The organism is Deltaproteobacteria bacterium (genome assembly GCA_028818775.1).
In the GTDB taxonomy this organism is placed as follows: domain Bacteria; phylum Desulfobacterota; class Binatia; order UBA9968; family JAJDTQ01; genus JAJDTQ01.
The window spans coordinates 25,109-48,224 of the sequence record JAPPNE010000038.1 but is presented as its reverse complement, the minus strand read 5'-3'; the positions used below and the strand labels follow the sequence as shown (position 1 = coordinate 48,224).

General features: G+C 66.8%; 22 protein-coding genes and 1 tRNA gene. 13 read left to right on the top strand and 10 right to left on the bottom strand.

Annotated elements, in window-relative coordinates; translation table 11 throughout:
• Positions 1–5 precede the first annotated feature (5 nt).
• The gene (locus OXU42_03470; GenBank protein MDE0028448.1) at positions 6–1,253 is read left to right on the top strand and encodes a CinA family nicotinamide mononucleotide deamidase-related protein; all 1,248 of its coding nucleotides are present in this window, start codon (positions 6–8) and stop codon (positions 1,251–1,253) included.
• An 81-nt stretch (positions 1,254–1,334) separates the two neighbouring features.
• On the opposite strand, the gene OXU42_03465 is transcribed toward OXU42_03470, so the two are convergent.
• Together OXU42_03465 and OXU42_03460 are read right to left on the bottom strand one after the other, a co-directional pair.
• On the bottom strand, positions 1,335–2,390 hold the full coding sequence (locus tag OXU42_03465; protein MDE0028447.1) for an RNA ligase (ATP): 1,056 nt from the start codon (positions 2,388–2,390) through the stop codon (positions 1,335–1,337).
• Between the two features lie 17 nt (positions 2,391–2,407).
• Positions 2,408–2,797 (bottom strand): RNA-binding S4 domain-containing protein, encoded by a 390-nt coding sequence (locus OXU42_03460; GenBank protein MDE0028446.1) that lies wholly within the window; start codon positions 2,795–2,797, stop codon positions 2,408–2,410.
• A 126-nt stretch (positions 2,798–2,923) separates the two neighbouring features.
• Between OXU42_03460 and OXU42_03455 the strand changes: the two genes are divergently transcribed.
• A complete protein-coding gene (locus OXU42_03455; GenBank protein MDE0028445.1) occupies positions 2,924–3,706 on the top strand; it encodes an alpha/beta hydrolase in 783 nt (260 codons plus the stop codon).
• 4 nt (positions 3,707–3,710) lie between these two features.
• Here the strand turns inward: OXU42_03455 and OXU42_03450 are convergent, their stop codons facing one another.
• From OXU42_03450 to OXU42_03435, 4 genes are all read right to left on the bottom strand, one after another.
• Positions 3,711–5,693, bottom strand: a complete 1,983-nt coding sequence (locus OXU42_03450) for an alpha/beta hydrolase domain-containing protein (protein ID MDE0028444.1) — start codon at positions 5,691–5,693, stop codon at positions 3,711–3,713.
• A gap of 67 nt (positions 5,694–5,760) precedes the next feature.
• Complete coding sequence (locus OXU42_03445) at positions 5,761–7,074, bottom strand: anaerobic glycerol-3-phosphate dehydrogenase subunit C (GenBank protein ID MDE0028443.1); 1,314 nt, start codon at positions 7,072–7,074, stop codon at positions 5,761–5,763.
• Entirely contained in the window at positions 7,071–8,111 is a 1,041-nt protein-coding gene (locus tag OXU42_03440; protein MDE0028442.1) for an L-histidine N(alpha)-methyltransferase, read from the bottom strand. Before OXU42_03440 ends, OXU42_03445 begins: the two co-directional genes overlap by 4 nt.
• A gap of 79 nt (positions 8,112–8,190) precedes the next feature.
• On the bottom strand, positions 8,191–10,239 hold the full coding sequence (locus tag OXU42_03435; protein MDE0028441.1) for a transglycosylase SLT domain-containing protein: 2,049 nt from the start codon (positions 10,237–10,239) through the stop codon (positions 8,191–8,193).
• A 178-nt stretch (positions 10,240–10,417) separates the two neighbouring features.
• On the opposite strand from OXU42_03435, the gene OXU42_03430 reads away from it, so the two are divergent.
• Both OXU42_03430 and OXU42_03425 read left to right on the top strand, forming a co-directional pair.
• Complete coding sequence (locus tag OXU42_03430) at positions 10,418–11,137, top strand: YggS family pyridoxal phosphate-dependent enzyme (GenBank protein MDE0028440.1); 720 nt, start codon at positions 10,418–10,420, stop codon at positions 11,135–11,137.
• 6 nt (positions 11,138–11,143) lie between these two features.
• Entirely contained in the window at positions 11,144–11,443 is a 300-nt protein-coding gene (locus OXU42_03425) for a YggT family protein (protein MDE0028439.1), read from the top strand.
• Between the two features lie 79 nt (positions 11,444–11,522).
• Here OXU42_03425 and OXU42_03420 read toward each other — a convergent pair.
• The 4 genes from OXU42_03420 to OXU42_03405 all read right to left on the bottom strand — a co-directional run bounded on the left by OXU42_03420 (position 11,523) and on the right by OXU42_03405 (position 13,961).
• A tRNA-Leu gene (locus tag OXU42_03420) sits at positions 11,523–11,609 on the bottom strand.
• 20 nt (positions 11,610–11,629) lie between these two features.
• Positions 11,630–11,959 (bottom strand): preprotein translocase subunit SecG, encoded by a 330-nt coding sequence (gene secG, locus OXU42_03415; protein MDE0028438.1) that lies wholly within the window; start codon positions 11,957–11,959, stop codon positions 11,630–11,632.
• Positions 11,956–12,759, bottom strand: a complete 804-nt coding sequence (gene tpiA / locus OXU42_03410; protein MDE0028437.1) for a triose-phosphate isomerase — start codon at positions 12,757–12,759, stop codon at positions 11,956–11,958. The genes secG and tpiA overlap by 4 nt, the downstream gene beginning before the upstream one ends.
• Before the next feature lie 14 nt (positions 12,760–12,773).
• Positions 12,774–13,961, bottom strand: coding sequence for a phosphoglycerate kinase (locus OXU42_03405; protein ID MDE0028436.1), 1,188 nt, complete (start codon positions 13,959–13,961; stop codon positions 12,774–12,776).
• A 108-nt stretch (positions 13,962–14,069) separates the two neighbouring features.
• On the opposite strand from OXU42_03405, the gene tolQ reads away from it, so the two are divergent.
• The 9 genes from tolQ to rpsB all read left to right on the top strand — a co-directional run bounded on the left by tolQ (position 14,070) and on the right by rpsB (position 23,112).
• On the top strand, positions 14,070–14,759 hold the full coding sequence (gene tolQ / locus OXU42_03400; GenBank protein ID MDE0028435.1) for a protein TolQ: 690 nt from the start codon (positions 14,070–14,072) through the stop codon (positions 14,757–14,759).
• Between the two features lie 29 nt (positions 14,760–14,788).
• Positions 14,789–15,208: a protein TolR gene (tolR, locus tag OXU42_03395; protein ID MDE0028434.1), complete on the top strand. Its 420-nt coding sequence runs from the start codon at positions 14,789–14,791 to the stop codon at positions 15,206–15,208.
• A 96-nt stretch (positions 15,209–15,304) separates the two neighbouring features.
• Entirely contained in the window at positions 15,305–16,246 is a 942-nt protein-coding gene (tolA, locus tag OXU42_03390; GenBank protein MDE0028433.1) for a cell envelope integrity protein TolA, read from the top strand.
• Positions 16,247–16,286: 40 nt separating this feature from the next.
• Positions 16,287–17,669 carry a Tol-Pal system beta propeller repeat protein TolB gene (tolB, locus tag OXU42_03385; GenBank protein ID MDE0028432.1) on the top strand — a complete coding sequence of 461 codons (1,383 nt, stop codon included), beginning with the start codon at positions 16,287–16,289 and terminating at the stop codon, positions 17,667–17,669.
• Between the two features lie 76 nt (positions 17,670–17,745).
• Positions 17,746–18,330 (top strand): peptidoglycan-associated lipoprotein Pal, encoded by a 585-nt coding sequence (pal, locus tag OXU42_03380; protein MDE0028431.1) that lies wholly within the window; start codon positions 17,746–17,748, stop codon positions 18,328–18,330.
• 104 nt (positions 18,331–18,434) lie between these two features.
• A complete protein-coding gene (ybgF, locus tag OXU42_03375) occupies positions 18,435–19,316 on the top strand; it encodes a tol-pal system protein YbgF (protein ID MDE0028430.1) in 882 nt (293 codons plus the stop codon).
• An 87-nt stretch (positions 19,317–19,403) separates the two neighbouring features.
• On the top strand, positions 19,404–20,378 hold the full coding sequence (locus OXU42_03370; protein ID MDE0028429.1) for a bifunctional riboflavin kinase/FAD synthetase: 975 nt from the start codon (positions 19,404–19,406) through the stop codon (positions 20,376–20,378).
• Positions 20,379–20,570: 192 nt separating this feature from the next.
• Entirely contained in the window at positions 20,571–21,935 is a 1,365-nt protein-coding gene (rho, locus tag OXU42_03365) for a transcription termination factor Rho (protein MDE0028428.1), read from the top strand.
• 178 nt (positions 21,936–22,113) lie between these two features.
• Positions 22,114–23,112 carry a 30S ribosomal protein S2 gene (gene rpsB / locus OXU42_03360; protein ID MDE0028427.1) on the top strand — a complete coding sequence of 333 codons (999 nt, stop codon included), beginning with the start codon at positions 22,114–22,116 and terminating at the stop codon, positions 23,110–23,112.
• Positions 23,113–23,116: the final 4 nt, after the last annotated feature.

The following is a 23,116-nucleotide window of genomic DNA, read 5'->3' as shown; positions in this document are numbered from 1 at the left end:
GCATCGTGCCCAACGCTGAAATCGTCGCCATCGGATCGGAGCTGCTGCTGGGTCAGATCGTGGATACCAACTCCTCGTGGATGGCCCAGCGCTTGTCGGACCTCGGGGTCAACCTCTTCTTCAAGACCATCGTGGGCGACAACCCGGGGCGCATGAAAGACGTCATCGGTCGGGCGCTGGACCGGGCGGACTTCGTCATCACCAGCGGCGGCCTCGGCCCGACCCAGGACGACCTCACCCGGGAGATCATCGCCGAGGTGTGCGGCCGCGAGCTGGTGCGCGACCCGGGCCTGCTGGACCAGATCGACACGCGCTTCCGCCGCCGCGGCATGATCATGACTCCCAACAACGAGCGGCAGGCGGACATCCCCGAAGGCGCCATCCCGGTGGAGAATCCCAACGGCACCGCGCCGTCGTTCATCGTCGAGCACGAGAAGGGCGTCATCTTCGCGCTGCCTGGGGTGCCGCACGAGATGAAGTGGCTGTTCGAGAACGAGTTGACCCCCTACGCCCGGCGCAGGTGGAACCTGTCGGAGACCATCACCTACCGGGTGCTCAAGGTCACCGACATGGGTGAAAGCTCGGTGGACCATGAGATCGGCGACCTCATCGCCAACTCCAGCAACCCCACCGTGGGAGTGCTGGCCCACCCGGGCCAGGTGGACGTGCGCATCACCGCCAAGGCGTCCAGCCGCGAGGAGGCCATGGAGCTGATTGCGCCGGTGGAGGCGCAGGTGCGCGAGCTTCTCACCACCCATGTCTTCGCCGTGGACGACGAGACCATGGAGGACGCGGTGGGCCGGTTGCTCCGGGAGCACGACCGGAGCGTGGCCGTCTTCGAGGACATGACCGCCGGCCTCGTGGCCGACCGCCTGCAGCGGGCCAGCAAGGAACACTTCGTGGAAGGCATGGTGGCGCCCGGCGAGCGCGGCACCCGCCGCCTGCTGGCGCTTTCGCGGCGGCCCGGAGAGGCCGAGGCGCTGCTGGAGCAGCCCGAGCAGCTCACCGAGGAACTGGCCTGGACCGTCCGCGAGCAGGCCGGCAGCGACTTCGGCCTGGCGCTGCACGCCGTGGAGAACCCCGGCGACACCGCCGTAAACCTCGCCAGGGGCCAGACCTACATCTCCATCACCGACGGCACCCGGTTCAACACCCGCACCTACAACCTCGGCGGCCGCGGCGGCCCCGACCGCACCCGCATGAGCCTCAACGCCATCTCCATGATCCGCACGGTGCTGCTGGAGGGGATGTAGGGCGGTCCCGCAAGCGTCCGCTCATGCATGTGGGTAAAATAGCCGTATTTTTACCCGCATGTATGATGCACGTCACCAGCCTCAGTTGAACTCCGTTCCCCCCTTCCGAAGCAGATAACCCTCGGACACGCTCTTGAGGACTCGGCGTCCGATCTCCATGTCCGACCCTTCGGCGCAGTCCCGGATGACGACGCCCTCTCGAATCTGGTCCACTCCTTCACCCCACAGGGTCTTGCCGGTGGTCCAGTCGGGAAGAAGACCGGCATCGAACGGACCGCGATACAGGGCCGGGACCATGGGGAAGTCGGCGCCGGCAAACTCCAGGATCTCGGACCAGTTCAAGTACCTGCCGGAGCCGGGGTCTCCGACGTACACGTCGAATACGGCGAAAGCCTGCGCCTTCTCGCCGTACCGGAGGTCCTGAACCGAGCGCCCGAAAATCTCGCCCAGGACGTACACGGACTGGCCGCATTGCTCCGCCCGCTGTTTCACCAGGTCGCCATGCGTCTTCCACATCCGCACGTACAGGTTGTCCGCGTTGTCCGGGTCGTCGACCTTGAAGGACAATCCTTGGGAGGACAACCCCTTCGACGACACGATGGCGCCGCGTTCCCGGTTCCAGCCGAGACAGCACCAAGTCCCGTGAATCTTCTCGGTGACGGCCACGTCCTCTCCGGCCTTGAAGACATCGGGGTGCTTCTTGATGTCCTCGATGTCGTAGTGAAGCGTCGCCCCGTGGGAATTCTGCACCTTGCCGGACAAGTGGACCGGGATCGGCGGCTCCCACTTCTCCACGCCGAGGGCCTCCATCACGTCGTCGCCCTCCGCCACTTCGGCCCCGCTCAGGCGGTTCCCCGCGACGGGGTAGATCAGTCCCTGAGACAGGACCCCACGCAGCTTGATGGCCTTCACGCGGTTCTTCGCCTTGCCGGCAAGGCGGCCCTCAAGCCCGAGTTCCTGAATCACGTCGTCGGGGACGATGGACGCCTCGGGAATGTAGACCGCAAGGTCGCCCGTCGAAAAAGAGTCCTTCTTGATAAGGCTCACGTAACCGCCCACGCGCGCCAACTCCAGGGCATCCGCATTGGGATGCTCCTCCACCTGAATCCGGTAAACCTTTACCTCGAAAGAAGCCATTGCTCATTACCCCCGCGTCAATCCTCACGCGCGAAGCGCGCGCGGTCCCGGCGGTCCTTCTTGGTGGGCCGTCCGCCGCGTTCGCGGAGAGGGGCGGCGTGGGATCGGGCCTCGGCACGCGCGGCGTCGCGCTTGCGCGCGCTTTCCTCGGTTTCTTCGTATAGCAGCGCGGCCTCGCTGGCGGGGCCACGCTTCGTTGACAGACCCTTGACCGTGACCACCCATTCCCAAGGACCGCGCCGGATCTCCAGCCGGTCGCCGATGCGAACCGGCCGGGCCGGCTTGGCGCGGTCGCCGCGGACGTGGACCTTGCCGCCCTGGGCCGCCTCGGCCGCGAGCGAGCGTGTCTTGAAGAACCGCGCCGCCCACAGCCACTTGTCGAGCCGGACGCTTTCGGCAGTCGTCATGGGACCAATTATAGCATGATCTTGATGGATCGGTTCGGTTCGCCTCTCTGTTTGCCATGTGTCCGGTTTCGTGGTTGGAACGACGCAACGTTCGAAACCGCTCTACACTGTCGTTCGAGGTGTTCCATGCCGTACACGGATTCCAATGGCGTCCGCATCTACTACGAGGTTTCCGGGGAGGGTCTGCCCTTCATATGGGTGCACGCCAACCCGTTCGACCACAATCTGCTGATGTACCAGGTGGCGCACTTCTCCACCTGGTTCCGGGTGATCTCGCTGGACATCCGGGGTTACGGCCGGTCGGACAAGCCGGAGACGCCGTTCTCGCTGGGGGACATGGCGGGCGACGTGCTGGCCGTCTGCCGGGCGGAGGGCGTCACGGAAGCCGTCATCGGCGGCGTCAGCGTGGGGTCGGGCATCGCCTTGCTGCTGGGTCTCGACCACCCGGAGACGTTCCGGGCGGTGATCCTGGTAGGCGGAAGCAGCGGCGGGGGCGGGCGCATCGGCGACCGGATCGAGGGCTACACGGACGACGTGACCACCTACCACGGGAAGCACATCAGGGAACTGGTGGCGCCGGGTTTCGAGAGCACCCGGCTCGGCAAGTACCTGCTGGACCTCTTCCTGGAGCGCAACCCGTGGCTTTCGGGCACGTCCATCGCGCAGATATTCCGTGCCCGCGGCGGCACCGACATGACGCCGCGCCTCGGGGAGATGAGGGTGCCCACCTTGGTCATCAACGGCGAGCACGACATGTCCTTGGAAGGGGGCCGGAAGACCGCGGCGCTGACGCCGGGGGCGGTTCACAAGGTGCTCCCCGGAACGGGTCACGCGTGCTGCATCGAGGACCCCGCGGGATTCGACGCTTTCGTCATCGAGTTCCTGCGGGACAACGGCTTGATGGAATAGGTTCCTACGTTCTCCCGGACCCGTTTCCCCGCCGCGCGTCCCAGCGCTTGCCCGCCAGCGCCGCGCACCGCTCCACGTCCTCGGCCAGCAGCAGGCGCTGCTCCACGAGTTCCTCGGCGGCCGCGCGCACCGCGGCCAGATAGGCTTCCCGCGACGGATAGCGCGCTTCGATGGAGGGGCGCGGGTCTCCCTGCGCGGCGCGCGTCCGCTCGGTCAGGGCGAAGGGCAGGGCGCTGCCGACGATGCCCGCCATCACCTCCGAGTCCTTGCGCAGGTTCCAGCCCGTGTAGGTGGCTAGGGGCACGGTTACCTCCGGCACCCGCACGCCGGCGGTCTCGTTGCCGTCGGCGTCCACCGCGGGCACCAGCACCGGATACTCGCGGGTCTTGTCCTCCACCGGCGGTTCCCGGGAAATGACGCCGTTCGCGAACTCCGCCCCGCGGTCCAGGTGGTACAGCGCATGAGGTTCGGGGCAGGCGCTTCCGGGAACGGCCGGGAATCCCTCGCGGAACTCGGCGCCCGTGACGAGGTCGCCGGCGGACCGTGTCGGCACGCGGCTTTCCGGAGGCGCCACTCCCTTGGTAGCCCACTCGTCCAGCGCGGCCAGCAGGGCGCGCAGGACCGGATTGGCCGGCAGCGGGTTCAGCGGGTATCGCGGCACGCCGCCTTCGAGGGCTGCGGCCGCGTCGTTGTGCTGCAGGGACGACAACAGGAAGACGCGGATGTTCTCGTGCTCCGGGAGGTCGTTGCCGCGGGGGTCGGTGTGCACCAGGGAGCCGCGCCGCTGCCAATACTCGGTGGCGGTCTGGGTGTGGATGACCACGGGGTCGGTTTCCGGCCTTTTCAGGATCGCATCCTGCCTTCCGGTGAACGGGTCCTCGGTCCGGCCGTAGGCGAAGGGGAACTCCTCCGAGGGGTAGAGGTGGTCCTCGTGCTGGCGCGGATAGCGGTCGGGCTGCGCGAAGCGGTAGTTGAGCTGCAACCGCCCGCCCCCGGCCACGTGGGAGAAGATCCCGTCGAAGATGCGCCGCCCTCCGTCCGAGGCATTGAAACCGCCGTAGACGAACGCGCGCAGGAAGCGTCCGCTCTGGGAACGCCCCCAGGCGTAGGCTTTCTCGATGCCCGGCGCGCCGTCCCGCAGGGGATTGGCCTGTCCCGCCGCGTCCTCGTCGGCATGGCGCAGGAAGTCGACGAGGTCGCGTACGCCGGCAAATCCCAGCCCAAGCACCAGCGGGTCCTTCGCGGTGTAGATGAGCTCGTGGATCCAGCCGGGCCGGAAGCCTTCCGCGAGGTGGCAGTTCGTGGCCGACGGCCAGACGTTGCCGGCGGCGTCCGCGGCGGCGAATCGCCACTCGCCGGCGGGGACGGGCTCGCGTGGATCGGGGTCCAGCCGCCGGCGCGTAAGGGTGGCCCCCTCCGCGCCGGGGTCCGCGGCCGGACAGGGCCGGATGTAGTCGTGTCCGCCCAGGGACACGGTGGTCACGCCGGGCTGCTCGATGATGAACTCGGCCCGGAAAGGCCCGGTGACCGGGCCGTCGGGTCCCGTGGCGACGGGCAGCTCCATGGTCAGGCGGCCGTCCCCCGGAAGCAGGTCTCCCTGCCAGCCGCACCACACCACCGTGTAGCCCCGGCGCATCAGGAAGCCGTGGCCGGCGTCCTCGGCGGTGCGCGGGTCGTTGGTGGGCGGGGCGTCGTTGAAGAACTGCAGCGCGCGCTTGTTGCCGCGGTTGTTGACGTCGTAGAGCAGCCGGCGGTTGCCGCGGTTCATGTCCGCCGGCTTGATGATGAAGAACTCCGTCGAGTACTCCACTAGGCCGCGGCTGTCCGCCGGAGCCAGCGCAAGGTCCACGATGTCGCGGTTGGCGGGCAGGCTCGGGTCGATGGCGAACCGCGCGCGTCCCTTTATCCGTTCGTAGGCACCGGCGGTGCCGAAATCGGCGCCTTCGGCGAAGGGTGCGCGTTCCTCGATTTCAAGGGTGATGCTCATAGGGTTGCCTCGCGGTGGTGATCAGGATCACCGGGAGCGTTCCTTGGTCTCAGAAAGTTCCTCGGTCTCAGAAATCTTCCCCGCGGTAGCTCTTGGCCAGGATCTGCATGGGGTTGAGCGGGTGCTTGCCGGTGGCCTGCTCGATCTGGATGGCGGCCAGCGGACAGTCGGAGCACGCGACGGCGGCGTCCGCCTCCTCGATGCCCCGGAACGCCTGCCGCCCCCAGCGCATGGAGGCCTCGAAGTTCTCCCGCTTCATGGCCCAGGTGCCGTCGTGCCCCGAGCACGCCTGCACGGTCTGGACCTCGGTCTCCGGAAGGAGCGACAGCAGCGCGCCGGTGCGGTTGCCCAGCCGCTGCGCCCGCAGGTGGCACGGCATGTGGTAGGCGACCTTCCCGGGGCCGGTCTTGAAGTCGCGGTTGAGCTTTCCCTCCGCGTGCAGCGAGGCCAGGAACGCGGTGGGATCGGTGGTGTGCTCGGCCACGTCCCGCGCCGCCCGGGTGTCCAGCATGCGCGGGTACTCGTCGCGCAGGGTCATGGAGCAGGTGGGGTTGGTGGCCACGACGGTCCGCCCCTCGGCTACGAACGGCGCCAGCAGCTCGACGTTGCGTTGCGCCTGGGCCCGGGCCTGGTCCATGTCGCCGTTGTGCCATGACGGCATGCCGCAGCATTCCTGGTACGCGAGGACCACGTCGACGCCGTTGCGGGCCATGACCTCCAGCGTGTCCATGCCGATGCCGGGCTCGTTGTAGTTGACGAAACAGGTGGCGAAGTAGGCGACCTTGGCCACGGGCTCGCCCGCGGGCTTCCTGTGCTCGGAGCGGTACCGGGAGGCGAAGGTCTTCCACGCGAACGGCGGCAGCTTCTTGTCCTTGTGCACGCCCAGGGCGCCCTGCATGAACAGCCGGTGCACGCGGTTCTCGTTGGCCCAGTTGGCCATGGGAGCGGTGGCGGAGCCGAGCTTGCCGACGAGGTCGGGCTTCGCCAGCATGCGGTCCGTGAAGGGCACCCCGTGCTTTTTCACGTGCTGGGCCTTGGCCCGGGCCATGAGCCGCGGGAAGTCGATGGCCCAGTCGTGGTCGCCCGGCGTGTAGGGACAGTTGATGTTGCACAGCTTGCACTGGAAGCACAGGTCCACCACCTCGTCCACGTCGTCCGCCTTGAGCTTGGAGGAGTCCACTTCGGCGAACTCCTCTTCGGTGCAGTAGGAGTCGATGGCGTCGAAGAGCTTGGGGAAGCTGCCGCAGAATTTCACGCACAGCCGGCACTCGGCGCACAGGTGGAAGACGCGCTCCACCTCCGAGCGCAGGTCCTGCTGGTCCCAGAAGCGCTCGTCCCTGAGATCGTAGGCGGGTGTCTTGTCCGGGACTTTCTTCATCATGGCAACTCCGCGGACGCTACGTTGCGCCGGAACAGGAGCAACGAGAACCATTGCCGCGGGTCGGTCCAGTGGCCCAGGGTCTCGAGCCCGAAGCAGCGGAGCTGCACCTGCAGGTCCTCCGGGTCGAACTTCCGGCTGGTCTCCACCAGGATCGTTTCGTCCTTCTCCCAGACGAACGACGCGGACTGGCGCGGAAACTCCACACGGTGGGTCTCCAGGGCGACGCCGCACATCTCCACCTGGGCGCGCTCTTGGTTGTAACGGCTCCGGAAGGCGATCTTGTCCAACTGGAAGTTGGCGCCGGTGACGCGGTTGACGTTGCGGAAACCGTTGAGGATGAAGGCGCCGGTGATGCCGCGGGAGTCGTCGTAGGCGGGCTCGATGACGGCCCGGTCCTTGATCCGGTCCACCCCCAGCAGCAGATAGTCTTCAGGCCCCATGTTTTCGGTCAGGTGGCTGAAGAAGTGCAGCATGTCGGTGGGGGTGAAGTTGCCGATGGTGCTGCCCAGGAACACCACGAGCTTGGGGATCTCCCGGGTGATGCTGGTGATGGCGTCCTCGAAGCGGGCCTCGAGCCCGGTGAAGGCCAACTCGGGGAACAGCTCCTCGGCCATGCGCTTGGACGCCATGAGCGCGGTGTTGCTCACGTCCACCGGGGCGAAGGTGCCGCGCCCGCGCGCGTTGGTGAGCGCCTTCAGCAGGTGGACGGTCTTCTTCGAGAAGCCGGCCCCCAGCTCCACGATGCACTCCACCGGCGCCAGGCTCATGAGCGCGCCGGCCTCGCGTTCGAGGATCGCGGCTTCGGTGCGGGTCGGATAGTATTCCGGCAGTTCGCAGATGTCCTCGAACAGGAGCGAGCCCCTCTCGTCGTAAAGGTGGCAGGGTTCGAGCCAGCGCGGGCGGTCGAACAGGGTGCGCACCATGCTGGCGGCGGCTTGGTCCGAACCGCGCTCTCGCGGCGTCAGGATCGCCGGTGCGGTGGCGGCCCAGGTGGTACGGTCCTCCGCGGAGATGATTTCCTTGTGTTCGCGGTGCATCGGCCCAATATAGAGAACCGCCGGGATTTGTCCAACGCGGGACGCCCGAGCGCCCCGCCGGCATCAGCCAGACAGCCCGCTAGGAACGGTCTGCCGGCGGCGCGTCGCCATAGAGGGTGCGGTAGGCGTGGTAGTTGCGCAGCACGGCCTTCACGTAGCGGCGCGTCTCCCGGTAGGAGATGCGCTCGATGAACTCCATGTCGTCTGTGCCTTCCATATCCCGCGCCCAGCGTTCCACCGCTTCCTTGCCGGCGTTGTAGGCCGCCAGCGCCTTGGCGTGGCTCTGGTCGTAGTCTTCCAGCAACCCCTTGAGGTGGTGGGCGCCGAGCCGGATGTTCAGCTCCGGATCGAAAAGGTCGCGGGCGTCGGGTTCCGAAAGCCCCATCTTGGACGCCTCGGCGCGCGCGGTTTCGTGAAGCATCTGCATGAGCCCCAGCGCGTTGGCGGGGGACACGGCCCGCGGCCTGAACAGGCTCTCCTGCCGCATCAGCGACAACACCAGGTAAGGGTCGAGCCCGTTCTCGGTCGCCCGCCGCCGCACCGCGTCCCAGTGGGCCAGCGGATACCGGAGCCGCAGCACCTCGGGGGACGATGGCGACCGCACCGCCAGCGAGAGGCTTCGATGATGAGCGTGGGTACGCGCGTACTCGCGCATGAGCAGAAGCCTGAGGCCTTTCGTGCGCTTCGAATGCCGGCGGACCCGGTCGATCTCGGCGTGCGCGAGCTGGTTCAGGCCGATGCGCGCCAGCGCGCGTGCGCGCGCAAGGTGAATCCTGGCGCGCTCGCCCAGGGCGGGAGCGCGCTCCGCCGGGCCGCGCCGTGCGGCGGAGGATGGCTCGGGCAGGGCTTCGCCGAGCTCCGCGAGCCGCCGGGACGCCAGGATCGCGTAGTAGGACTCGGCGTCTCTCTTGACGACCCGGCGGTACAGCCGCCGGGCGCCGGCGCCGTCCTTGAGCCGCTCGGCGGTGCGCGCCTCCCAGAAGATGGCCGCCAGCCGGAAGTTGCCGCGCCGGCCGGCGATGTCACGGAAGGTTTCCCGGGCCGAGTTGTAGTCGGTGCGAAGGTACTGGAGCCATGCCAGACGCCACGCCGCGTCGCTCCGGAACCGGCTGTAGCGGTGCTCCTTGGCGAAGAGCTGCCGGTAGGTGCGGGCCGCCGCCTGCCACCGGCCCATGGACTCGTGGATGCGCCCGGTCACGTAGATCGCGTAGCGTCGATGAAGATGGCCGGGATACTTCTTCATGAATTTCCGGAGCGTCTTCAACGCTTCCGCGTCGTCGTTGCGGTTCCATTGGATGGTGGCGATGCGCGTCAGCGCCGCCCCCGCGCGGTCGCGCTTCGGATAGTGCCGCACGTACCGGCGCAGGACCTCTTCTTCCTCCGCCCGCAGGCGCAGTTTCCGGTACACGTCGGACAAGCCTTCGAGGGACAGCCGGCGGTAGTTGGTTTCGCGCAGGATGCGCCGGTAGAGGTCGGCCGCCGCTTCGTAATCCCGTTCGCGCTCGAGCTGCCGGGCTTCCCGCAGCATCTCCTGGCCGTTCTTCAACCCGAGTTGACGCGGGTGCTTGCGGCGGAGTTCCCGGACCCGCTGCTTCGCGCGGCTGCTCCAGGGAGTGCGCGGCCCGCGCCGGCGCGCCTCCTGGTAGAGGGCGTACGCCGCGGAATCCCGGCCCGCGGCTTCGCGCGCGCGCCCGAGGCTGTGGGCGGCCCTGGCCCGAGTCTCCTTTCCGCGCGCGCTTTTCCGGATGGCGCCGGCCCGCTGCGCGGCCGACTTGTGCCGTCCCTGGGCCAGATCGAGGTCGATCAGTTCGAAGGATGCCTCGATGGCCCAGACGCTGCGGGGATGCGCTTGCCTCAACTCGGTGAAACGGCGCCGGGCCTCCCCGTGCCGGTGCGCGTCGGCGGCGATGCGTCCGAGGAAGTAGAGGGCGTAGTCCCCGAGCACGAACGCGTCATCGGACAGCGCCTTCCGGAACAGCGGTTCGGCGGCGGCGTGCGCGCCGCCCGCGTAGTGTCGGTAGGCCCGGGCGAACTCCGTTTCCGCACCCGTCCGGCCGTGCACGAAAGACCCCCAGAGGCCGAACAGGAGGAACCAGGCGGCTGCGCAAGTGCAGATTTTCATTTTCATGCCACGATGTTTCGCAAATTATAGCAATACCTTTGCCCTGGGGTAAGCAGACCATCCGCCAAGGACCGGTTCGACCGGTCTCGATTCATTCCCTCCGGCACTGTGGTATACTTGACCGGGGTCTGCGCCGAGAGACGGAGGGCTCTTCGGGGAACGGTCTCCGGGGAAAACCGGGCCAATGGTGGACATCGCCGGCAACTGCAAACGGGTCATGGACGGCATCGCCGCCGCGGCGGAGCGGAGCGGCAGGGACCCCAGCGAAGTCAGGCTGCTCGCCGCCGCCAAGACCCAGAGCGCCGCCGCGGTGCGCGCCGCGGTGGAAGCGGGCGTGCGCCTCGTGGGCGAGAACTATGTCCAGGAAGCCCAGGCCAAGAAGGAGATCCTCGGGGATGCCGCCGAGTGGCACCTGATCGGACACCTTCAGCGCAACAAGGCGCGCGCCGCCGCCGGCCTGTTCGCGGTGATTGAAACTCTGGACAACCTCCGGCTCGCGCAGGCGCTCGACCGGGTGGGGCGCGAGCGCGGCGGGGATATCGACGTGATGGTGGAAGTGAACCTTGCCGGGGAGGCCACCAAGTCAGGGGTGTCCGAGGAGGGCCTGGTTCCCCTGCTGCGCGAGGTGTCGCGCCTTGAACGCGTCCGCGTCAAGGGGTTGATGACGGTGCCGCCCTTGGCGGAGGACCCGGAGGCGAGCCGGCTCCATTTTCGCCGGCTGCGGGGGTTGCGCGACGCGGTCATGGACTTGGGACTGCCCCATGTGCTCCCGAACGAGCTTTCCATGGGGATGACCCACGACTACGAGGTGGCGGTGGCGGAGGGGTCGACGCTGGTACGGGTCGGGACAGCGCTGTTCGGACCGCGCGGCCGGAACCGGGCCGACAACAACGAACGAGGGTGATGGAAGATGTTCGTCGCGGGTAACTTCATCGAGGCCATCGCGGGCCTCCTCAACGTGGTGATCACCCTTTACGTGTGGGTGATCATCGCGCGCGCGGTGATTTCCTGGGTCAACGCCGATCCCTACAACCCCATCGTGCGCATGCTCTGCAACCTCACCGATCCGGTGCTGTACCGGCTGAGGCAAACCCTCCCCATGGCCTTCGGCGGCATCGACATGTCGCCTGTCGTGGCCCTGTTGATCCTGTGGTTCCTGCGCGCCTTCCTCGTGCAATCGCTCTACGACATGGCCCGGGCCATGCAGTAACGGCGATGGACGCCGCGACGCGGGACACCACGCCAGGGAGCCCGGCGGCGGGGTTGGAATGGGAAAAAGGGAAGGAGTGTGGTGCGAGGAGGGGGACTTGAACCCCCACGCCATTGCTGGCACTAGCCCCTCAAGCTAGCGCGTCTGCCTATTCCGCCATCCTCGCACATCCGGGCGGGCCGGTCTTCAGGGAGAAGCCGGCGTCTCCGCGCCCGGCCCGGCCGGGCCGGGCTGCGGACTGGTTTGCGTTTGCGGCGTGACGCTGTCGAAGACGCTCGTGCTCGTGCCCTGTTCGGAGAAGTAGCCCAGCGTCAGAGAGGTCAGCATGAACACCACCGCCATGCCCGTGGTCAACCGCGTGAGAAAGTTGCCGGCGCCGCTGCTGCCGAAGACCGTCGTGCTCGAGCCGCCGCCGAAGGCCGCGCCCATGTCGGTGCCCTTGCCGGTCTGCAGCAGCACCACGACGATGAGCCCCAGGCAAACGAGAATATGAACGGTGGTCACCAGGAGGATCATTTGTCCGTTGTCCGAGTCTTGCCGGTCACTGTCGATAACTCCGTCGAAAATACCTTGACGATGGCGGCGAAGCTCTGGTGATCCAGGCTTGCCCCTCCCACCAGCACGCCGTCCACCTCCGCGACCCGCGCCAGTTCAGCGGCGTTGTCCGGGTTGACGCTGCCGCCGTAGAGGATCGGAATCGCCCGCGCGGGCGCCGTTCCGAAGCGGCGTGCCAGAGCGCGCCGTATCCACGCGTGGGTCTCGGCCACCTGCGCCGGTGTCGCGTGCTGGCCGGTGCCGATGGCCCAGACCGGCTCATAAGCCACCGTCAGAGACTCAATAACACTTTTCGGCACCCCCTTCAATGCGCCCGTGAGTTGGGCCGAAAGGGTGCGGTGCGTGTGGCCGCGGCGGCGCTCCTCCAGCGTCTCGCCGACGCAGAGGATGGGTTTCAGAGAGGCTTCCAGGGCGGCGCCCAGCTTGCGTCCTACGTCGCGGTTGGTCTCGCCGAACAGCCGGCGCCTCTCGGAGTGGCCGACGATGACGTGGCTGCACCCCGCGTCCCGCAGCATGTCGGCCGAAACCTCTCCGGTGAACGCGCCCTGGGGCTGCCAGTAGAGGTTCTGGGCGGCCAGGCGCAGTCGGCTTCCCGCGAGCGCCCGCCGCACCGCCTCGAGGGAGGTGAAGGGGGGCGCCAGGAGGACTTCGGCGGCGCCGAAACGGTTTCCCACGAGCCGCCGGACGGCGCGGGCGAGGTCCCACGCCCGGGTCTGGTTCCCGTGCATTTTCCAGTTGGCGATGACCGTGCACCGTGGCATGGGTGGAGACGGGTTCAGGCGGGGTCTCCGGCTTCCAGCGCCCGGACCCCGGGAAGAGTCTTCCCCTCGAGGAACTCCAGCGCGGCGCCGCCTCCGGTGGAGAGATGGGTCATGGCGCCGGCGGTCTCCGCGAGCCCCACCGCCGCCACGGTGTCGCCGCCGGCGATGACGGTGGTGGCGGCGGAGGCGGCCAATGCCTTGGCCACGGCCACGGTCCCGTGACGGTACGGCTCCCGTTCGAACAGGCCGAGGGGCCCGTTCCACAGCGTCACGGCCGCGTCCTTGAGCCGCTCGGCGAAGAGCGCCGCGGTCCTCGGCCCGATGTCCAGCGCCATACGCCCCTCGGGAACGCTCTCATCGCCGGTAACGGCCGGTTCCTCCACCGCCGTGTCCTCGGCGACCACGTGGTCGATGGGGAGGAGGAACGGCACGCCGGCGGCCGCCGCCGCGTCCAGGATCTCCCGCGCCACGTCGAGGAAGTCCTTCTCCAGCAGGGAGCGCCCGACCGCGACGCCGCGGGCGGCGAGGAACGTGTAGGCCATGGCCCCGCCCACCAGGATCAGGTCCACCCGTGGGATCAGGTTCTTGAGGATGCCGATCTTGTCGGAGACCTTGGCGCCCCCCAGGACGGCCACCACCGGCCGCTCGGGCGCCTCGAGGACGCGCGAGAGGTAGTCGACCTCCCGCCGGAACAGGAACCCCGCGCCCTTTTCCCGGAAGTGTGCCGCCATCCCCGCGGTGGAGGCGTGGGCTCGATGCGCCGCGCCGAACGCATCGTTGACGTAGACGTCGGCCAGTCCGGCGAGGGCGGCGGCGAAGGCAGGGTCGTTGGCCTCCTCGCCGGCGTGAAAGCGGAGGTTCTCCAGCACCACGATCCCGGCCGCGCGCGGGTCCGCCAGGGACGGGGCCACCGCGGGTCCCACGCAGTCGGGGGCGAGCGGCACCGGCCGGCCGAGCCTGTCTTCCAGGCAGCGCGCCACCGGGGCAAGACTCCACCGGGGGTCGGCGGTCCCGCCGGGACGGCCCAGGTGCGACGCGACGAGCACCCGCGCGCCTCGTTCCATCAGGAACTCGATGGTGGGCAGCGTGCTGTCGATGCGATGTGTTTCGGTGATGGTCCCGCGCGATAGAGGAACGTTGAAGTCCGCACGGAGGAACACGGTCTTCCCGGCCACATCCAGTTGTGAAACGCTCCGGAGCATGGGCGAATTTGACTACGTACTTCGATTATAATAACTTTTCAAGACAGCAGGATGCTGATGCCGTACTTCTCGATTTACCAGCTTGCGGTCCAGCCGGACACTTTGGGAATGCAGCAACACGGCATCCTCGACCTGGTCACCGGGTCCGGGCCGGTCGTCCAGTCGGTCCTGTATGTCCTGATTCTGTTCTCGGTGGTGAGCTGGGGGATCATCCTTTACAAGTTCAGGCGCGTACGCACCGCCAAGCGGCAGTCGGCCAGGTTCATCGAGATCTTCTGGGAAAGCCGCAACTTGGCGTCGATCCACGAGGCGAGTCGGGAACTGGCCGACAGTCCGGTGGCGCAGGTGTTCATCGCCGGCTACGAGGAGTTGCTGCGGGTGTCGCGCCGCAACGCGGCGGAGGCGGATAACCTGACCACCGACTTGAGCGGCGTGGACAACGTGGCCCGGGCCATGAAGCGCGCCACCACGGTCGAGTTGACGAAGCTGGAGCAGGCGCTGACCTTTCTCGCGACGACCTCCGGCACTACGCCGTTCATCGGCCTCTTCGGCACCGTATGGGGCATCATGAACGCGTTCCTCGGCCTGAGCGTAAGCCGGTCGTCCACCATTCAGGCGGTGGCGCCGGGCATCGCCGAGGCGTTGATCGCCACCGCCGCGGGTCTGCTGGCGGCGATTCCCGCGCTCATCGCGTACAACCACTTCCTCCAGGAGATCCGGGTGCTCACCGCCGACATGGAAAATTTCACCCAGGAGTTCCTGAATATCGCCGAGCGGCATTTTACGAAAAAGGCGTAGGCAGGGGTTTCACGAAGGAAGGCTGAGCCATGGCGGCCGAGGTCACCCAGGGACGAGAAAAGTTGCCGATGTCCAACATCAACGTGACCCCCTTCGTGGACGTCATGCTGGTGCTGCTGGTGATTTTCATGGTGACGGCGCCCATCATCCAGCAGGGAGTGGAGGTGAATCTGCCCCAGGCCAAGGCCGTCCCGGTGGAGGGGCAGGAAGATCCCCTGATCGTCACCATCTCCGGGGACGGCCGCGTCTACCTGAACGACAACGAGGTCACCGCCACAGAGCTGCGGACGAAGCTGGAAGCCATCCGGCGTCTGGACGCGGAAAAGGCCGTCTACCTGAGGGCGGACCGGGACGTGCGCTACGGCTTGGTGATCGCCGCCATCGGCGAGATCAAGGACGCCGGCATCGAAAGGCTCGGCATGATGGCGTTGCCTTTGGACGGTCAGTGAGGGCCATCCTCGCGGGATGGTCGCCGGACGATGTGGAAAGCCTTGTTTCGAACACGTAACACCCGACGGACGAGCGGCGGCTCCGGGTCCCACCGATTGAGGTGGTGGGTCTGCTTCTCCGGCGTCCTTCATCTGGTCCTGCTGGCGATGCTGCTGCTGGTGCCGCCGAGCACGGCGCTCCGCGATGCGCCCCCTCCGGTGTACACGGTGGATCTCGTGGCGCCCGGCCCCGCGCCGGTGGCGAAGGCGGCCCCCGCATTGGCTCCGGCGGTGCCGGAGCCGCCGGAACCCGCCGCGGCGCCTCGGGAAGTCGAGGCTCCGCCCAAGGAACTGGTGAAGGAGGCGCCGGAACCCAAGGAGGAGGAGCCGCCGGCGCTGACCGAGCCCGTGCCTCCGGAAAAGCCGAAGAAGAAGGTCGCCAAACCCAAGAAGAAGCCCGCGCCCAAGCCTAAGGTGGTGAAGCGCGAGAAGCCCGCGCCGAAGAAGACCGCCGCCAAGAAGGCGTCCAAGAAGAAGGTATCGAAGAAGCGGCCCGCCAAGAAAACCCCGAAGCTCGCGAAGAAGGCGCCGAAACGGAAGAGCGCCGCGAATCCGGATTCCAAGCTGGTGGAGCGCCTTCGGAAACGGCGCATCGACGACGCGGTGGCCGTCGCCCGCGAACGTGCCCGGCTGCGGCGGGCCGAGCGCCAGGCCGGCGGGGGCGCGGTCGGCGCCGGGACCGGGGCGTCGGGCAACGGCGGCGTCGTGAGAGGAATGGCTTTCCTGTCCTACCGGCAGGAGATGCTCAACCGCATCAAGGATCGCTGGACGTGGATCGGCAAACGCGGCAAACTCGAGGTTACCGTCGGGTTCGGCGTCGGCGTCGACGGGGAAATCTTCGGTCTCAAGCTGCTCAGGTTCTCGGGAGATTCATCCTTCGACGAGTCGGTGGTTCGCGCGGTGCGTCGTTCCAGCCCCTTGCCGCCGCCGCCTGCGAGTCACGTGCGTGACTTCGCACAGGTCGAGATCACTTTCCGGCCCGCCGACCTCGATGGCTAGTCGGTATTGTTGCCCGCAAGCGAAGAAGGACCGTCCAATCATGGGAGGCATGACCGCGCCGCCGTCGTTGCGGCGAAGACCAAGCCGGGCCGAAGACGCCGCCGCCCGGGCGTTTGTGCGGGTGACAGCGTGGATGGTCGCGGGCCTGATGCTGTGGGGGCTGTCGGCGGGTGCGGCGCGCGCTCAGGTGACAGGCCTGATCGTCGGACCGGGGGCCGAGCGATTCCGGCTGGCGGTCTCGCCGCTCAAGAACCTGGGGAGCCGGCCGGACACCGAGAAGATCTCGGAACGGATCGCCGACGTCATGGCCGACGATCTCGACCGCTCCGGCTGGTTCGAGATCGTCGACCGATCGGCCTACATCGAAGACCCGCAGAAGACCGGTATCCGGCTGGGTCGTTTCGACTTCCGGGACTGGACCACCATCGGAGCGGAAGGCCTCATCAAGGGCGGTTTCCAGACCTTCGGCAAGGGAAGGATCCGGTTCGAGTTCTGGCTCTACGATACGTTCCGGCGGAATCAGGTGGTGGGCAAGGCCTACACCGGAGAAGTACGGGATGCGCGGCGCATGGCGCACCGTTTCGTGGACGAGATCATCCTGAAGCTGACCGGGACCCGCGGCGTGTTCGATACCAGGATCGCCTACGTGTCCACCGGGAGAGACCGGATCAAGGAGATCCATTTTTCGCACCTGGACGGCACCGACAGGAAGAAGGTGACTCACAACCGGACGATCAACATGTTCCCGTGGTGGAGACGGGACGGCAAGGGGCTGGTCTACCTTTCGGTGAAGACCGGCAAGTGGCAGGTCTTCGGCTTCGATCTCCTCACCAAGCGCGAAAAGGTGATCGCCAGAGGCGACGGGCGCGGGCAATGGTCGCCGGATGGGCAGCATCTCGCCACGCCCATGGAGCGGCGGGGCAACCACGATATCTACCGGCTGAACCGTTCCGGGCACGTCGTGGAGCGGCTGACCCATCACCCCGGCATCGATACCTCGCCCACGTGGTCCCCCGAGGGAGACCGCATCGCTTTCTCGTCCGACCGGCACGGTTCCCTTCAGATCTACGTCCTGGAGGTGGCCACCGGCGCCATCAGGCGGCTCACGTTCAAGGGGTCCTACAATACGTCGCCCGACTGGTCGCCGACCGGCGAGCTGATCGCCTTCACGGGACGAACCAACGGCGTGATGAACATCTTCACCATACGGCCGGACGGCAGCGGCCTGCGGATGCTCACCGCCAACCGCTCCAACGACGAGGATCCGTCATGGGCTCCGGATGGACGCTTTCTGGCGTTCACCTCCAACCGGTCAGGTTCGCGCCGAATCTACACCATGCGCCGGGACGGTGAGAGTCAGCGCAGATTGACAGGCTCCACCGCAGGTGATACAAATCCGTCCTGGTCACCCCGGCTGCAGTGATCCCGTGCAGCGACACATGCAACACATCTCAACTCCGCGCAACCCAGACATGGGGAAGACAAGAGAGACCGAGCCGATGATTAGAAGGGCGTTCGTGCTGCTGTTGTGCTCCATCACTCTCATGATCCTCGCCGGCTGCGCCGCGCCGCCCCCCGAGACCGAAGAGCCGGCCGCGGCCGTGCCGGGCGAGGGCGCCGTGCCGGCCGACGGCAATACCGGCGGCATCACGGAAGGCGACCTCGCACAGCAGGGTCCGGGGGTGACCGGTCAGGGCAGCCTCGAAGCCCTCAAGGAGGGCACGACGCCGCAAACCGGCGTCCTCGCCGACGTCTACTTCGAATTCGACCGCTCCGAGTTGGCCGCCGAAGCGCGCGAGGTCCTGCAGCGCAACTCGGACTGGATCAAGGAGAATCCCGGCGTTCAGATCGAGATCGAAGGGCACGCCGACAACCGAGGCACCAACGAGTACAATCTTGCTCTCGGCTCGAGAAGAGCGCAGGCGGTCAAGGACTACCTGGTGACCCTGGGGGTCGCGCCGGAGCGCTTTTCGACCATCAGCTACGGCGAGGAACTTCCGGTCTGCGGCGAGAGCTCGGAGGAATGTTGGCAGAAGAACCGACGTGCGCATTTCGTCGTTCGGGCGCAAAGGCCTTCTTCCTGATCACCCAATTCTTCGTGCCCCGCGTCGCGAACGATGCTCGCGCGTTCGCGGCGCCCGGCACCGGAACCTTTCGCGCTCCCTGTCCCGCCGGAGAGTGAATGTCCATGCGAATCGTTGTCCGTACATGGCTGGTCGTTCTGTCGCTCGTGTCGGCATGGGGTTGTACCGTCGACTATCACGCGGCGCCGGCGCCTCCCGTCCAGGCACAGTTGACCGAGGGCGAGTGGGCGGTGATCAATGCCTTGAAGGCGGAGCTCGACCAGGCGCGCACCCAGTTGGCGGATACACGGGCCGAGGTCACGGCCATGCAAAACCGCATGAACGCCGTCGAGGGGAATCTCCAGGAACTGCGTAACGGAAGCGGAGGCGCGGCCGGGAACGCCACGGAGCTCCATCGCAGGCTGGCGGCGCTCGAGTCGGAAGTGCGCGCGCAACGGGATCTCCTGAAGGTGCGCGAGGACGAGCTCCGGCTTCTGCGTGACGCCGTTCTCCAGGGCGCCCCGCGCCCTCCCGAGGCCGAACCGACGGCCGAAACCCCCCAGGCGCCGGCCGCCCCGGGCGGGCCTCCGCAGGTTGCGCGTCCGGCTCCACGCCCCGAACCCGAGGCGCCCACGTTTCAACAGGACTACGAGAACGCATGGAAACGGCTGCGGGAAAGGGACTTTCGCGGCGCCATCGAACAGTTCAAGCAGTTCGTCGAAAAGCATCCGGACAGCCCCTTGACCGACAACGCACAATACTGGATCGGCGAGAGCCATTACGCGCTCCAGGAGTTCGACGAGGCCATCCTGGAGTTCGACGTGGTGCGGAAGAAATATCCCGACGGTGACAAGGCGCCCGCGGCGTGGCTCAAGATCGGGTACGCTTTCGCTGAGCTTGGGAATCGTGTCGACGCCAGGCTCATTCTCCAGGAAGTCATCAACCGGTATCCCAGTTCCGAGGAAGCGGGAAAGGCGCGCGAGAAGCTCCAGTCCCTGGGCGCTTGACTCGCACCGGATGGCTCCCCCTTCCGTGGTGTGTGTATACAGCGTTGGGCAGGGGCGCGGGTCGGGTCATCCCTCCAAACTCCACGCATGATGCGGATTCTGCGGCACGTCAAGGGACCCCTTCACCGTCCCGTCATGACCATCGGGAACTTCGACGGGGTGCATCTCGGCCACCAGGACCTGCTCCGGCGGGTGATGGCGGACGCGCGGGCGCGGGGCGGATCCTCCGTCGTCCTGACGTTCGAGCCCCATCCGCTCAAGTTCCTCGCGCCGGAATACGCTCCGCGGTTGATCCTGTCGCGCAAGGACAAGCTGGCGCTCCTCCGGCGCGCGGGCATCGACTGCGTGGTGATTCAGCGCTTCACGCCGAGTTTCTGCGCCGTGCCGGCGCGTGAGTTCGTGAACCGCTACCTGGCCGGGCTCGGGGTCGAGGCTCTTTGGGTCGGCGAGGATTTCCGCTTCGGCAAGGACCGGGCCGGCACCGTCGGCGATCTCATGAAGTGGGGCCCGGCCGCGGGGATGGAAGTGAAGGTCATCGGGCCCGTCGCGGAGTCCGAACACGCCGTCAGCAGCAGCCGGATACGCGCATTGCTCGAAGAGGGCCGCGTAGAGGTCGCCCGGCGTCAGCTCGGACGCAGTCATTTCATCGAGGGAACGGTGGAGCGGGGGCATCAGCGGGGCCGGGAACTCGGCTTTCCCACCGCCAACGTGCGCAGCCGGACGGAGATCGTGCCGGCCAACGGGATCTACGCCACCGTGGTCGAGACGGGCGGACAGCGGTTGCCCAGCGTCACCAGCGTCGGGGTGAATCCGACGTTCGGCGCCGGACCCCGGACCATCGAGACCTACATCCTGGATTTCGACGGGGATTTGTACGGCCGCCGGCTGCGTGTGTTCTTCGTGGAAAGGCTCAGGGAAGAGCGCAACTTTCCTTCGGTGGACCAGCTAGTCCGGCAAATCGAGGACGACGTCGTCCTGGCTCGCCGGGTGTTGGGCCGTGCCGGCCCCGACGGGGCGGCCGTGCCCTGCTTGACAAAGCCTGCTGCATCACCTAGTATCTAGCCAACGTCTGGCAACGGCGTGATCCAGTCTGGTGTGATTCCCAGTCTGAAGTGACCCATTTCCGTTCCAATCCGTTTTTATCACATTACATCCCAGGCCCCTTTTGAACGGTAGAGAGTTGGTTTGCCCGCCTTGCGGGCGATGCTTGCCCCCTCGACGGATGGTCCAGCAGCGTAATTGAAAGGAAGTTCCATGGCTAACGTTCGGACGCGCTCCGCAGTGGCGGAAAGCGACACCAAGGCAGACTCCGCACCCACCCACCGCAGAAACCGGCCGGCTCCCGCTCCCGACCCCGTGCATCAGAACGGCCTGAACCTGAGCTCGCTCAAGTCCAAGAAGATCGCCGAGCTGGCCAACATCGGCAAAGGCTTCAGCATCGAGAGCGCGGCGAACATGCGGCGGCAGGATCTGATCTTCGCGATCCTGCAGGCTCAGACCGACAAGAACGGTTACGTGTACGGAGAGGGCGTGCTGGAGACCTTGCCCGACGGTTTCGGCTTCCTGCGCGCGCCGGACTACAACTACCTTCCCGGCCCCGACGACATCTACGTCTCGCCGAGCCAGATCCGCCGTTTCGGCCTGCGCACGGGGGACATCATCTCCGGCCAGATCCGTCCGCCGAAGGACGGCGAGCGGTATTTCGCGCTGTTGAAGGTGGAGAGCATCAACAACGGCGATCCGGACAAGGTGCGGGACAAGATCCTCTTCGACAACCTGACCCCGCTCTATCCCGACAAGCGCATCAGCCTGGAGCACGACCCGGAAGAGTACACGACCCGCTTCATCGACTTGCTGACGCCCATCGGCATGGGGCAGCGCGGGCTGGTGGTGGCGGCGCCGCGCACGGGCAAGACTATGATGCTGCAGAACATGGCCAAGGCCATCGCCCACAACCATCCGGATGCGGTTCTCATCGTTCTGCTCATCGATGAACGCCCCGAGGAGGTCACCGACATGCAGCGGTCGGTGATCGGCGAAGTGGTGAGCTCCACCTTCGACGAGCCCGCGACGCGCCACGTGCAGGTGGCGGAAATGGTCATCGAGAAGGCCAAGAGGCTCGTGGAGCACGGCAAGGACGTCATCATCCTCCTCGACAGCATCACGCGCCTGGCCAGGGCCTACAACACGGTGGTGCCGCCGAGCGGCAAGATCCTCTCCGGCGGCGTCGACTCCAACGCGCTGCACAAGCCGAAGAAGTTCTTCGGCGCGGCCCGCAACATCGAGGACGGCGGCAGCCTCACCATCATCGCCACCGCGCTGATCGATACGGGAAGCCGCATGGACGAGGTCATCTTCGAGGAGTTCAAGGGAACCGGCAACATGGAGATCAACCTAGACCGCAGGCTGATGGACAAGCGCGTGTTCCCGGCCGTGGACATCAACAAGTCCGGCACCCGCAAGGAAGAGCTGCTGATCCCCAAGGAGGATCTCAACCGCATCTGGATCCTGCGCAAGGTGCTGTCGCAGCTCAATGTCGTGGAGGCCATGGAGTTTCTCATCGACAAGCTCCACGGGACCAAGGACAACAAGGAATTCCTGGAGTCCATGAACACCTAGCGTCCTGTCCGCGCGTCCGGCATTCCCTTGCGTGGCCGTACCAATTTTGTTAATACCCTTCGAGTTTTTCTCCATCCCGGCAGCTTGGGCGGGGCCGCCGGGGCAGTCACCTCAGCCCACTGACTAATGCGCGAGAGAAGAGTATGTTGAGGTCCGTATCAATCGAGGTTTCGGCACTATGATGGAAATATCCATGAAGCAGCTTCTGGAAGCCGGGGTCCATTTCGGGCACCAGACCAGTCGCTGGAATCCCAAGATGAAGCCCTACATTTTCGGGGCGCGCAACGGGATTCACATCATCGACCTCCAGCAGACGGTGAAGATGGTCAAGGACGTGTGCGCCCAGGTGCGCGACTTGATTACGGCCGGAGGCCACATCCTGTTCGTGGGCACCAAGAAACAGGCGCAGGACTCGGTGCGGGAAGAAGCCGAACGCTGCGGCATGTCCTATGTCCACCATCGTTGGCTGGGCGGCACGTTGACGAACTTCCAGACCGTGCGTCAAAGCATCGAACGCCTCAAGAAACTCGAGGAGATGGCCAACGATCCCAAGATCGTCGAGGCCCTCACCAAGAAGGAAATGCTCGCCCACAGCCGCGAGCGCGCCAAGCTGGAGCGCGCCCTGGGCGGCATCAAGGACATCAAGAAGCTGCCGGACGCCGTGTTCATCATCGATCCCGGGCATGAAGCCATCGCGGTGCGCGAGGCGCGCAAGCTCGGTATCAAGGTGATCGCGATCATCGACACCGACTGCGATCCGGATCTGGTGGATTACAAGATACCCGGCAACGACGACGCCATACGCGCCATCCGGCTGTTCTGCAGCCTGATGGCCGAGGCGGTGAGGGAGGGCCAGGCGCTCGGCGACCAGGCGCGCATGGAGGCCGAAGCCGCCCGGGCCGAGGAAGCCGCCCGGGCCGAGGAAGCGGAGGAAGGCGAGCCGGCCGGAGGCGAAGCGGCCGGCGAATCCGCGGCTGACGAAGCGGTGGCGGAGCCGTCTCCGGAAGCGCCGCAGGCGCAAGCACCCGCCGAACCGGGCGCGGCCGAACAGGCGGCGACCCCCGAATCGGCGCCGGCCGCGCCGGCGGAAGGGTCCGGCGCCCCGGCGGCGGTCGAGGAAGTTCAGGAGAATGCGGACGCAGAGAAGTCCACGGACGCTACCGTGGTGGGGAGCTGAGAGA